Source organism: Alkalispirochaeta americana (assembly GCF_900156105.1).
Taxonomy (GTDB): Bacteria; Spirochaetota; Spirochaetia; order DSM-27196; family Alkalispirochaetaceae; genus Alkalispirochaeta; species Alkalispirochaeta americana.
The window spans coordinates 135364-147894 of the sequence record NZ_FTMS01000010.1 but is presented as its reverse complement, the minus strand read 5'-3'; the positions used below and the strand labels follow the sequence as shown (position 1 = coordinate 147894).

The following is a 12531-nucleotide window of genomic DNA, read 5'->3' as shown; positions in this document are numbered from 1 at the left end:
CTGGTGAGGCGCACCCGGTTGACCACGTGCCGCGAGAGGCCGATGGCCAGGACCAGGGCAAGGACCAGGCTCACTGCGGTTGCTCCCAGGAGCAGCCTCATTCCTTGAGCGGCGTTGGCGTTCATCACGGCCACCGTCTCCAGGACCTCCCGGTCGATTACGGCCTGGGCCTGGAGGGCGGCTGTTTCGTATTCCCGAAGGCTTCGGGCAAAGCCCTGCCGGAGCGTCTCGTTGTCCCGGTTGGCGTTGAGAAAAAAGCGGATGCGGTTATCGATCAGGCTCCGCATGGCCATGGTCTGCGTTCTCATTCGGTCCACGGCAAGACGGACATCCCAGGTTTCCGCAGGAGTATAGTCCAGACCCTGGACGGTTCCGCCATCGAGGATCGCCCGCAAATAGTTGTCGGCCAAGGAGAACCGGCCCAGGACATCCTCAATCAGACCAGTATCCTGATGCCCGCCGATGATGTTTTCCAGCAGGAGTTGGGCCTGGGCAATAAGCAGGCGGGATTGGAGGACGCCGTAGAGATAGGGCGTTTCCTGGTCGGTAAGACGCTGTGAGTCGCGGTGCAGACCGACAATGCGGAGTGTGCCAACTCCCCCGGCGATCATGATAACCAGGGCCAGGGAGAAAAAAGCGAGAAGCATCTTGCCCCGTAGTCGAAGGCGAAAGATGGATCTCTCCGATGGAGTCTTCTTTTGCCGGGCTGTGCGTCTCTGCCCGTTTTTGGGAGGCCGGCTCTTTGCAGGTCGGGCCGCCCGGGATGTGACCTTTCTTTTCGCTGTCATTGTGAGGGATAGTATCACACCTGCCAGTGTGAAACCAGCGTCGCGATCCGGGGGAGGGTGCGCAGTAATCAGGTTCTTCGATGGTCCTGCCAGGGCTTGTCCCACCTGATAACAGGCCAGCCCTCGAGACGGGCTCGACGGGCCAGAAGGCGATCGGGATTCACCGCCACGGGGGACCCCACGGCGCGCAGGGCCGGAAGATCGTGGTGGCTGTCGGAATAGAAGGCGCAATTCCGGGGTGATAGTTCGAGTTTTTTCAGAAGCTCCTTCAGACGAGCTGCCTTTTCCTCGGCGTAGCAAGGTCCTCCCACGAGCCATCCCGTAGCAAATCCCTCCTGGTCAAACTCCAGCTTCGACGAGACCACCTGGTCTATTCCCAGGGCTTCCCTCAGGGGCGCCAGAATAAGGTCAAAGGTCGATGTCGCCAGGATCACCGGGGCTCCTTTTCGGCGGCACGCCGCCAGGTACGCCCGGACGGGAGGGAAGAGATCATCCTGTCCCCGGTTTTCCCAGGCCTGATACGCCAGATCTTCCAGCTCCTCTCGTGAATAGCCCCGAAGCGGCGTGATCTCCCGGGTGACCGCGCCCAGCGAGAGCGCGCCCAGGCGATAGCGGAGGTAGTAATAAGGAAGCGTTGCCAGCTGACGCCACCGAAAGAGCCCCGCCCGTTGCCCCTCCCGGGCAAAGAGCGCTCCCGTGGAGTGGCGTGTGAGGGTATGATCCACATCAAAGATATGGGCTGTTGCTCCCGGGGCGACCCGGGCGGGATCGAACTGCAGGGTTTGGGTCATGCCAGCCCCTCCGCCGGGGGTTCTGTCCGGCCGGGGAGAAGGGAGCCGGGAGCAAGCCGGGCCAGCTCGGCGAAGAAGGCCGGGTAGGTCACGGCGGCGGCCTCGGCATCGATGATCCTGACGGGGGCCGCCGCACCCAGGGCTGCCACAGCCCCGGCCATGGCTACACGGTGATCACCGTGGCTGTGGAGGGTTCCTCCCTCCAGGGGGGGCTGGCCGGAGCAGGTGGCCTTGCGGGGTTTCACGGTCATGCCGTCGGGGTGCTCTTCGATGAGAGCCCCCAGGGCGGTGAGCTCCCGAGTCATTACATCGATGCGGTCGGTCTCCTTTTCCCTCGCCTGGGGGACGTTGGTCAGGCTGACCGGCTCAGGTGCGTAGCAGGCTGCCGCCGCCAGAGCCGGGAGCGCATCGGGCATGGCGTTAAGATCGAAGGTCCCGCCCCGGGTGATCGGTCCTGTTACAGAGACTGCTGGTGTGGACGCGTCGCTGCGGTGCCACTGGACGGTGCAGCCCAGAGCGGAAAAGATATCGAGAACTTTTCTGTCTCCCTGGACATCCTCCGGCTCGAGCCCTTCCACGGTGATTGTCCCCCCCGTGACGGCCGCAGCGGCGAACCAGAAGGTGGCCGAGGAATAATCACCGGGCAGGGATGTCCGGACGGGCTGGTAGTGTTGCCCCGGGGGAATGATAAACCGCTGGTACTCCTGCCGTTCCAGGGAGATATGCTGCGCTTCGAGCCACCAGCAGGTCATATCCACGTAGGGTCGCTCGTGCAATACCTGGGGCTCCAGTACCGTTGGTTCGGGATCGGGGCCGCTGGCGGGAATGAGCGGGGCCGTGAGGAGCAGCGCCGAGAGAAACTGGCTGGTGGGACTGGGGAAGGAGATGCAGGTACCCGGCCTGAGGGGCCCCTGAAGGGTGAAGGGTGCCCGGGGACCTCCCGTGAGGGTAGCCCCCATCTCTGTGAGGGCCTTCAGGAGCGGGCCTGCGTCGCGGGAGCGAATCGAACGATCTCCGTCGAAGGTGACGGGCTGTTCCCGCTGGGCCGCCAGGGCCGCCAGGAGGTAGAGGGTGGTGCCACTGTTGCCCACGTCGAGGGAAAGCGGTTCTGCTTCTGGCCGGGACGAGAGGATTCCCCCCGGGGGAGGAGTGACGGCCAGGGACACGCCGGTGGCGGAGCGGCCTGTTTCTTCCACGGAGCATCCCAGGACCTCCAGTGCGGCGATGCAACTCCGGGCATCGGCCGAATCGAGGCAGTTGGCGATGTGGCTTATTCCGTCGGCGCAGGCGGCGATAAGCAGGGCCCTGATAGTGTGTGATTTGGACGAGGGCACGACCACGGTGCCTGCCGCGCGGGCAGGGCTGACGGTAAGGCCCGCCTCTGTAGGATGAATGATACCAGCCTCCTCAACGTAGAAACCCGAAAGTCCGATCATAGTAACAGGAGGTACCAGTTTTGAGAACAACGTCCCGCGCCTTCCTGCAGAGGGTGTCCCCGGTTTTTTTCGTCCTCCCTCTTCTCCTCCTGGCCAATGTCTTTCTGGTGGAGAAAGCCCTTGTAGCGGGAACGGTCTTCAAGAACCCCGATTTTTCCTATGTTGTGGATATTCCCGTGGGGTGGGAGGTTCTTGATGCTGAGCACAGCGGGTTTGTCAGTTTCACCGATCCTGATCGTCTGGCAGTTCTGCAGATTATTGCTTTCCCTGGCGAGCAGTTTGTCACGGCCCTGGAGATCGACAGCTTTATCCGGGAGCGTTTTGGCGCGTCGGGAGAGAAGTCATCCTTCCGGTTTGGCCGTGATCATGCTGTGTTTGCTGATTACCGCTTTTTTGCGGCCTCCCGCCAGGACGGGGAAGGTATCCCGGTGCGGGGATATATGACGTTTATCAAGGGCGACGAGCGATCTTTTGCGGTCATGGCCTACGCCGTGGAGGATTACTACGACGCCTTCCAGGCGCCGCTGCTCTCGGCGCTGGACAGCTTGTCCCTTTCCCTGGGGTCCCGTCTGGAGCCGGGACCGGTAAGTGCCTTTCTCACGGCGGAGTTGGGAGATGCCGGGGATGCCGGGGAGGCCTCCCCCCGGGATACCCGGGAGCCGGCCGATCTGGTGTTGCCCTCGGGAAGAGCCTGGCCTCTCCCCCGGGATGTTCGGTCCGAAGGGCTCCGGGAAGCTGCCCAGGTGGTTATCGAGCGGGAAGCGATGGTTCTCTCGGTCTACGCTCCGCCGGGGGATGCCTCGCCCCGTCCCGGAGCTGGCCCTCCTCCCCCGTGGGTTCGGGCGTGGCAGCGGTATTTCCGCATGATCTATCGAGATAATTTTCAGCGGCTCGAGCCTGTAGCGGAGGAGCTCTTCCGGGACCTCACCCTCCAGGGGATAGCGCGCCATGAAATGCCCGGCCACATTCTTTCCTGGCTCCAGGGGGCGGAGTATCGCCGGACCGGATCCTTGAGCGATCTGAAGAATCCTGCGGGGGCTCTTGTTGCCTTTGCCGGTGACTGTGATTCTCTGGGCCTCACCTACGCGATTCTTCTGCAGCATCTGGGATTCGAGGCGATCCTCATGGTGAGTCGTGAGTACGCCCATGCCCTGGTGGGAGTCGATATACCGGGCGATGGCGCCCGGTTTCCCTTTGAAGGAAGAGAGTGGCTGGTGGCGGAACTCACCGCTGAGGTGCCGCTGGGCAAGATCGCCCAGGAGCAGTCCGACATCGGGGGATGGATCGGGGTCAAACTCGATCCTACGATCGTCTGGTGATGGTTCTGTCGGGATCATCTTCCAGATGGCGCGCAGCAAAGAGCGCTGCCTGGACCCGGTCCCGGAATCCCAGGGTATCCAGAAGGGCCGAGACGTAGTTCTTCACCGTCCCTTCGGTCAGGGATAGTTCCCGGGCTATCTCTCCGTTCGTTGCACCCCGTCCGATCAGACGGAGAACCTGCCGTTCCCGGAGGCTCAGACGCTCCAGCTCCGGGGGTGGAGCAGCGGGGCTGCTTTGGGGAGGCGAGAGGATGAGCCCTACTTTTCCCATTACCTCCCGGGACGACCAGAAAACCCCTCGTCGAACCGCCAGAATCGCCTGATAGAGCTCCTCCGGAGGCAGATCCTTCAAAAGATACCCCGATGCTCCCAGGCGTATCGCCCTGATCACGTATTCCTCGTCATCGAAGGTGGTGAGGATTATCACCTGTCCAGCGAGGTTCTCCGAGAGAATCGTCTCGGCTGCGGTGAGCCCGTCCATGCCGGGCATACGGATATCCATGAGGAAGACCTGGGGATGTCTCTCTCGGGCCAGGGCGATCGCCTCGCTTCCCCTGGCTGCGGTTCCCACCACCTCCAGGTCTTCGTAGAGGGCCAGAACCGAGGCTATTCCGTCCCGGACCAGGTGCTGATCGTCGGCGATAGCCACCGTGATGGGGGCTGTGCCGGAGCTGTCACTCATGGGTCTCTCCTGAAGGGGGCTTCTCCAAAGGGGGGCTCCCCGAGATGTTGCACCGGCTCCCTGGGCAGGCGCGCGTGAAGGGTGGAACCCTTGCCGGGAGAGGAGGCGATGGAGAATTCTCCCTGGACCAGTTCGATCCGTTCCTGAAGGTATTTCAGTCCTCCCCGCCGGTTCTTTTCCAGAATCGGCTCCGGTGAGAAGCCTCCCCCATCGTCATCCAGGGTTACCTGGGCGATCTCCGCTCCCAGGGTTACCGTCAGGCCCAGGTGTGAGGGGGTGCCATGGCGCACAGCGTTGGTGAGCCCTTCCTGGACCATGCGGTATATCGCCATGAGGACTGCCTTGTTATAGCCCCGGGGGTCTCCCTCCAGGCAGAGGTCCACCGTCACATCGGCTCGCTGGATTCGCTGCACCAGGATTCGGATCTCCTGAAAGAGATCCAGCGCTTCTCCTTCCTGGTTCAGGGTATTCAGGACCGCTCTGATATCGCGCATTCCCTCCCGGAGTGTTTCCCGGGACGCGTCGATGGCGTTCCGAGCGGTGGTCCGGTCGCGATCAATGAAGGCTGTCGCCTTGTTGAGTTGCACCGTTGCTGCCGTAAGGGTGTGGCCGACACTATCGTGAATATCCCGGGCGAGGCGGGTTCGTTCTTCCAGAACCACCACATCGGCGATTTTTTCGGCGTAGCGGCACAGACGTGCCTGGGCCTCGCGAAGCTTCTCCGTGAGCAGCAGGTTTTCCTGCCATCGCAGGCGGTCCTGTTTCCAGAAAAAGGCGATGAAAAAGATGAGCATCGCGTTGGTGACGCGGTAGATCGTGAAAATGATGTCCTGGAGCCCGCCGCGTCCCGTTCCGGCCAGGCTATCCCAGAAGAAATGACCCGTCAGAGCCATCAGAGAGAGGGCGACACTCAAGGGCAGGGGAAAGGCGATCACCGCAAAAAAGATCGTCACCGTTACCGCTGTGGGGAGAATTCCGCTGGCAGCAACGGGATAGACTGCCAGGACCAGGAAAAAGGGAACCACCCGGGCAGCAAAGCGGGCGCAGGCCCGGGAATCTCCCTGGAGATCAGAATCGTACCCGGGACCCCAAAACTGCCTGAGCTCCAGGATATACCAGAAAAGAATCGCCCCTGCCCCGGCGACGATTGCTCCGGGCGGGAACGGTTCTGCCTGAAAGGGGGGCCGGCGCCAGAGAGGAAGAAGCCGACGCAGAAAGGCAAAAATTCCGGAGGTAAGGAAAAAGGTCAGGAGCACCAGCCGCGAGTAGTCCCGGGTTCGCTGGCCCAGGGGTTCGCGGCGCGCTCCTCCCTGGCGCCTCGTTCCGGACTGCCTCTGTTGTGGCTCTGTCTCGTGTTGCTGTGCCATGGAATGAAAGAATACATCGGATTAATCCTGTTTTGTATATGCCCCGGGTCACAACCGGGTATGACTGGAGACACTTTCTCTTTTCTCGTGCTGTGGATATCTTGACCGGGTTATGGCGTTCATCCTTCACCGAAGATGCGGCCCTCCCGGAGCATCCTGGCAGAGGCCGATATTTCGGCGGCTGCTCTGCTTCCTTCCTCTTGTTTTGCTCTTTTACCCCGGGTTGGTGTACCCCGGGGTGGTGAGCTCCGACGAGGGGGGGGCCGGGCAGGGACGGCCCCTGTCGCTCCGGGAGGCGATTGATCTGGCCCGGGAGAACGACGCAGCTCTGCGCAAGGCCGATCTGGCCGCCGCCGATGCCGCCAGATCCCACCGGCAGAGCTGGGGACTCTTCCTTCCCTCGGCAACACTTCAGGGCGGAACCAGTTATACCCGGGATCTTTTTTTCGATTCCGAAGCACGACGAGACCCTCGATGGAGCCCGACCTCCTCGCTGGGGGTCTCGCTGCAGCTTTCTCCGGATATTGCTCCGCAGATTGCTCTCCGCGAAGTGGCGCAGGAGCGGGCCTTTCTCGATCGGGATATTACGTATATTGATCTGGTTGCCCAGGTGCGGCGGCGCTACTACGGGTTGATTCATTTGCAGGACCGACTTCAGCTGTTGGCTGAAGATATTCAGCTGGCGGAGCAACAGGCCCGACAGACCCGCACGCGCTACGAGAACGGTCTGGTAAGTCAACGGGACCTGCTCCAGGCCGAACTGGCTGTGGAGCGGGCCCGCCTGAACTATCGCCAGGGCCAGACGGATTTTCAGCTGGCCCAGGTGCGACTCCTCGTCCTGCTGGGACTGGAAGGGTACGATCCCGATGATGCGGGAAATCTCGTTCTTGTGGATTCGCTGGAGCTGTCCCTGGATCGGGTGGTGTTGCCGCTGGTTCTCGAGAGGTACCCTGCCTCCCGCTACGATGCAGCCATGCAGGATCTGCGATTGCGTGCGGCCGAGCTTTCCCGTCGGGAGGAAGGGCTCTCTTCCCGAGCTCCCTCGCTGAATCTCTCCACCAGCTGGAACTCGACCCTCGATTCGCCCCAGACCGATTCTCTCCGGGTAGGGTTCTCGCTCTCCCTTCCTCTGGATGGGTGGCTTGCGGGATCGTCTCGGGCGGAGCGGGTTGCTCGGGCTGACCTTCAGCTAAGCCAGGACCGGATAGATCGGGATGATCGATATCGGCAGTACCAGGTGAGAGTTCAGGAGTTGGTAACGCAAGTGAACAACGCGGTGGAACAGATTGAAATCGCCCTGCTCCAGGTGGACATCGCCGAGCAGTTTTACGCCCTTACCGAGGAAGGGTTCCTTCGGGGGACCGTGGAGCGAATGGAACTCGATCGGGCCCGAAGGGATCTCCTCGATGCCAGAATCAGCGTTGCCTCGGGCAGGTATCAGCACGGTCTGGCTGCGACGGATCTGGCCCAGGCTGTGGGCGAAGTGAATCCCGAAGCGCTTTTGCAGGAGATCACGAGATGAATCAGCAGATGAAACAGACACCACCTGGCGACCGGTTGGTCACGGCCCTTCTTGTTGTGGTGGTCCTTGTGGTGGCGGGTGCGCTGGTCTGGCCCGTGGTGAAGCCCGCCAGTGACCTTCCTGATGCTACAGCAGAGAGGGCCGGGGGAAGAGCGCCGGGCGGCCCTGGGAGGTCTCCGGGAGGGGATCAGCCCGAGGCCCGGGCGGTAACGGTTTCGCCTGTTTCCAGGGGGACCGTGCGTTCCACCGTGAGGATTACCGGCGATGTGGTTGCCCGGGATCCTGTGGGTCTGGTGTCCAACGTGGGAGGGAGGATCTCGACCCCCGTGCCTCCCGTGGGTACCGTTATCACCGCCGGTGATCGGGTTGTCCTGGTGGATCCCTCCCGGCCTGGCGATGCTTTCTCCGAGAGTCCTCTGATCTCTCCCGTGAGCGGGACAGTGGTGGCTGTCGGGGCGAGCCAGGGTGATACCATCACTACCCAGACTTCGGTGGTGACGCTTCAGGATCTTTCGCGTCTGGAGATTCGCACCTGGGTTCCGGAGCGATTTCTGGGGTTTTTGAGGCCGGGCCTTCGGGCCGATGTGCGGTTCGAGGCCTTTCCGGGAGAGCTTTTTCCGGCCCGGGTGGTTCGTCTGGCACCGGTGATGGACCCTGTGAGGCGTACTCTGGAGGTCACGCTGGTCCTTGATCGGCCGGACCGGCGTATCCGGGCTGGCATGTTCCCCTCGCTGGAACTGGTTCTGCAGGAGCGCACCGGTGTTCTCACGGTTCCCCCTTCGGCCCTGCTTGAGACGTGGCAGGAGCGATATGTCTATGTTGTGGATGACGGCAATATCGCCCGGAGGCGCCCCGTCACAACCGGTCTGGAGGGGCGGTCTTCCCTGGAAGTTCTTGAGGGGCTCCAGGAGGGGGATCTGCTGGTGGTGCGCGGTCAATCCTTTTTGACCGAGGGGATGCCGGTCCGCCGTGCAGAGACGGCCGGGGAGGAACGACCATGACCCTTCCCGAGCGATCGGTGGAGCATCCCGTTACGGTGATCGTTCTGGCGGCTCTTCTGGTGGGAATTGCCGCAACGATGGTGCCTCGTCTGGCGGTAAACCTCTATCCCGACGTATCGCCGCCGGTCATCTCGGTCTCCACTTCCTTTCCCGGTGCCGGGCCGGAAGATGTAGAGCAGAACGTCACGGTTCCCCTGGAGACGGCTCTGGCCGCTGTGACGGGGCTGGACTCGATCAACTCCACCTCCAGCACCGGGTCCAGCCGGATTACCCTCTTTTTCGGGTACGATCAGGATCTGGACGAGGCGATGAACGAGGTAACATCGATCCTCTCCACCGCGGGAAACCGCCTTCCCGACGATGCGGGGTCGCCTGTGGCGAGACGGTTCAATCTGGCAAATATTCCGGTTATGCAGCTGGTTTTGAGGGGCGATTTTTCCCTGGAAGAACTGCGTCGCGCTGCCGAGGATCGGGTAAAGCCCGCCGTCGAAAGCGTTCCGGGCGTTGCCGCCGCCGATGTGTCGGGCGGAGGATCGCTGGAGGTTCGGGTTGAACTGATGAAAAACCGCCTGGCCGCCTACGGTCTTACACCCCGGGCGGTGGCCTCCGCGCTGGATCAGCAAAACGTCCTGGTGAGCGGGGGCACCCTGGTCGATAACGCCCGGGAGTTTCAGCTCCGCACCGCCGAGGAACTCTCCTCCCTGGAGGAAGTTCGCCGCGTGGTGGTTACAACCCTGGGCGGCGGCGAGGTGGGGCGGGCCCGGTTGGTGCGGGTGGAGGATGTTGCCGAGGTTCGCCTGGCTTCCAGCGACGAGACAACCCGGGTTTTTGTGAACGGCGAACCCGGGGTTTTCCTGCGCGTTCAAAACAGCAGCGACAGCAACGCCGTGAGGGTCTCCGATTCCGTTCGGGAACGAGTGGCGTCCCTGGAGGGGGATCTCCCCCCGGGAATGTCCCTGGAGGTACTCTCGGATAACACCGCCCTGATCAGGGCCACCCTGAACCAGGTCTATGCCTCGGCCTTTCAGGGTGCTCTTCTGGCGATGGCAGTGCTCTTTATCTTCCTGCGTAATGTCAGGGGTACGCTGATCATTGGACTCTCGTTACCGCTCTCGGTTCTGATAACCCTCATGGCCATGGCTGTTTTTGGCCTGACCCTGAATTTGCTCACCCTCACGGGATTGATCATGGGGCTGGGAATGGTGGTGGACGGTTCCATCGTCATTCTTGAGAACATCCACAACTATCGAGAGCGGGGGACCAAGGCTGTGGTGGCGGCTGTTTTGGGCAGTCAGGAGATGTATCGCGCCATTGTGGCGTCCACAGCGACAACTCTGGGAGTGTTTGTGCCGGTTTTGCTCTTTCGCAACGATCTGGGTTTTATGGGCTATTTTTTTACCGATCTGGTCTTCACCGTGGCGATTTCTCTGGTGGTATCCCTGGTGGTGGCTGTGTCGGTCGTGCCTGCCCTGGCGGGGGCGTTGCTTCCTCTGAATACTCGCGTGCAGAAGCCGCTTCGTCTGGCGCCGCTCCGTGCAGCCGATCTCCTGGTAGAAGGCTTCTTCTGCCGTCTCGAGCGGGGTTACGGGCGGGCTCTGCGATACGGTCTGGATCACCGGTTTCTGGTGCTCCTTCTGGTAACTCTGGTGACGATCTTCTCGTTCCGGCAGTTTGGCGATGTGGGAATCAACCTCTTTGTTCGCAGCCGCACCGATGATACGGTCTTCTTTTCCCTTCAGATGCCCCTGGGAACGCCCCTGGAAGAGACCGAGGGTATTCTTCGCGGCCTTGGAGAGGAGCTGGAACGAAGAGTCCAGGGATGGAACAATATTGTTATCACTGCCGGGTCCGGCCGGCGATGGGGCGGAAGCAGCGCATCCCATTTGGGGTCGATTCAGATAACCCTGCCGCCGCCGGCTGAACAGATCGATACACCCGAGTCGATCACCCGCCTGGTGATGCCCCTGGTTGCAGATATCCCCGGGGTCAATCTCACGGCCCAGGCCGGCCGGAGGGCCGGAACATCGGCGGCAGTGAGCGTGGAGATCCGCGCCGAGAGCGCAGACCTGGCCGTTGAGACAGCCCTCGAAGCTCGCCGGATCATCCTGGAGCATTTGCCCCAGGTGGAGGACCTGGAGCTGAGCCTGGAACAGGGAGGTCCTGAACTGGCCTTTCGCATTGATCGTGAGCGGGCTGCGGCCCTGGGGGTGTCCGTTCCTGCCCTGGCCCAGGAGATTCGGTCGGCCTACGGGGGAAACCGGGCCACCACCATGAAAGACGAGGGAACCCTGCGGGACGTGGTGATTATCCTCCAGGAATCAGACCGGGAGGACCGGCAGAGTCTCGATTCGCTCTATGTTTCAGGAGCCGGAGGAGCGCTGATCCCTCTGTCCAGCCTCGCTACGATAATCCAGGGACGGGCTCCTACCAGTATAGAGCGGCAGGATCGCCGTCGGGTGGTGACTGTAACGGGAGATCTTCCCGCAGGGGTCGCCGCCACTGATTTTCAGCCTCTTCTTCAGGAGACGCTGGACCGGCATTTGATCCCCCCGGGGGAGGTGCAGATTTTCTACGGCGGCGAGGCCCAGGATATCGACGAGTTCAGCCGGACCTTCGGGTTCATCATTCTTACAGCGGTGCTTCTGGTTTTTGGAATCATGGCGAGTCAGTTCGAATCATTTCTGGATCCTCTGGTGATCTTTTTCTCTATTCCTCTTCTTTTTGTGGGAGTGATCTGGATCTACCGGATTACGGGGCAGCCCTTCTCGCTCTTTGCTGCTGTGGGTGTGGTGGCTCTCGTCGGAATTGTGGTGAACAACGGAATTGTCCTGGTGGATTACACCAACACCCTCCGGGCCCGAGGCCTCCCGGTGCGGGAAGCGACCCTCGCAGCGGGCCAGAACCGGTTGCGGCCCATTCTCATGACCAGTCTCACCACCATTCTGGGCATGGTTCCTCTGGCGTTCTTCCCCGGGGAAGGATCCGAGACAATTCAGCCGATCGGCCAGACCATTGTGGGAGGCCTCTCGGTGGCCTCGGTGATGACCCTTTTTGTTACACCCTTGATCTATTCCCTGTTGAACGGCTGGCGGGACTGGAAGCCCCGAGGCCCCCTCATCGGGAAGTATCCTGCGGATCTTCATCCCGAGGAGCACCAGGAGGATAGCCGGGAAGATTATCCGGATGATGACCCGGTCTGGAGGAACGCACAATGACGAGAATCGAAGTGGTGGCCAACCAGTCGGTGAAGCCCGATCTGATCGAGGCGCTTCAGCAGGCGGTTCCTGGAATCTCCTACACCCTCTGGATCGGTGTCCAGGGCCGGGGAGGGCAGGGGGTCCGGCGCGGCGATGCCGTCTGGCCCGAGAGGAACGTGGTCTATATGGCCTACGTGGAGGACCGGTCGGTTCGGGCAGTCCGGGATGCCCTGACGGGGCTGAAAGGGATCTTTCCCCGGGAGGGTATAACCCTCTTCGAGATTCCCGGGGCTCGGGAGATTCCCCTCTCCGGCCAGGCCGATCCCGGGCAACTCGATTCCGGACCGCTCGATCCCGGGCAGACCGGGCAGCGGTAATCCCGGCGAAGACAAAACCCGTCGGCAACGCACCTGTTTTCTTTGCAAAAG

At 61.9% G+C, this 12531-nt stretch carries 10 protein-coding genes; 5 read left to right on the top strand and 5 right to left on the bottom strand.

Annotated elements, in window-relative coordinates; genetic code table 11:
* The 3 genes from BW950_RS09025 to aroA all read right to left on the bottom strand — a co-directional run.
* Positions 1-647: hypothetical protein (locus BW950_RS09025; protein WP_143559187.1), on the bottom strand; the 647-nt coding region annotated here is incomplete at its 3' end.
* Positions 648-856: 209 nt separating this feature from the next.
* Positions 857-1579, bottom strand: coding sequence for an HAD family hydrolase (locus BW950_RS09020; protein WP_076488956.1), 723 nt, complete (start codon positions 1577-1579; stop codon positions 857-859).
* The gene (gene aroA / locus BW950_RS09015) at positions 1576-3015 is read right to left on the bottom strand and encodes a 3-phosphoshikimate 1-carboxyvinyltransferase (RefSeq protein WP_083943881.1); all 1440 of its coding nucleotides are present in this window, start codon (positions 3013-3015) and stop codon (positions 1576-1578) included. The genes BW950_RS09020 and aroA overlap by 4 nt, the downstream gene beginning before the upstream one ends.
* Positions 3016-3035: 20 nt before the next feature.
* Here aroA and BW950_RS09010 point away from each other — a divergent pair, with 20 nt between their 5' ends.
* The gene (locus BW950_RS09010; RefSeq protein WP_083943880.1) at positions 3036-4334 is read left to right on the top strand and encodes a hypothetical protein; all 1299 of its coding nucleotides are present in this window, start codon (positions 3036-3038) and stop codon (positions 4332-4334) included.
* Here the strand turns inward: BW950_RS09010 and BW950_RS09005 are convergent.
* Together BW950_RS09005 and BW950_RS09000 are read right to left on the bottom strand one after the other, a co-directional pair.
* Positions 4318-5016: a response regulator gene (locus BW950_RS09005; protein ID WP_076488955.1), complete on the bottom strand. Its 699-nt coding sequence runs from the start codon at positions 5014-5016 to the stop codon at positions 4318-4320. The genes BW950_RS09010 and BW950_RS09005 overlap by 17 nt on opposite strands.
* Complete coding sequence (locus tag BW950_RS09000) at positions 5013-6383, bottom strand: sensor histidine kinase (RefSeq protein WP_076488954.1); 1371 nt, start codon at positions 6381-6383, stop codon at positions 5013-5015. Before BW950_RS09000 ends, BW950_RS09005 begins: the two co-directional genes overlap by 4 nt.
* A gap of 112 nt (positions 6384-6495) precedes the next feature.
* Between BW950_RS09000 and BW950_RS08995 the strand changes: the two genes are divergently transcribed.
* The 4 genes from BW950_RS08995 to BW950_RS08980 are packed head-to-tail and all read left to right on the top strand — an operon-like array spanning position 6496 to position 12480.
* Positions 6496-7905, top strand: a complete 1410-nt coding sequence (locus tag BW950_RS08995; protein ID WP_076488953.1) for a TolC family protein — start codon at positions 6496-6498, stop codon at positions 7903-7905.
* Positions 7902-8906, top strand: coding sequence for an efflux RND transporter periplasmic adaptor subunit (locus tag BW950_RS08990; RefSeq protein WP_076488952.1), 1005 nt, complete (start codon positions 7902-7904; stop codon positions 8904-8906). Before BW950_RS08995 ends, BW950_RS08990 begins: the two co-directional genes overlap by 4 nt.
* Positions 8903-12121, top strand: a complete 3219-nt coding sequence (locus BW950_RS08985; protein ID WP_076488951.1) for an efflux RND transporter permease subunit — start codon at positions 8903-8905, stop codon at positions 12119-12121. Before BW950_RS08990 ends, BW950_RS08985 begins: the two co-directional genes overlap by 4 nt.
* A complete protein-coding gene (locus tag BW950_RS08980) occupies positions 12118-12480 on the top strand; it encodes a PG0541 family transporter-associated protein (protein ID WP_076488950.1) in 363 nt (120 codons plus the stop codon). The genes BW950_RS08985 and BW950_RS08980 overlap by 4 nt, the downstream gene beginning before the upstream one ends.
* The last annotated feature ends 51 nt before the right edge of the window (positions 12481-12531 follow it).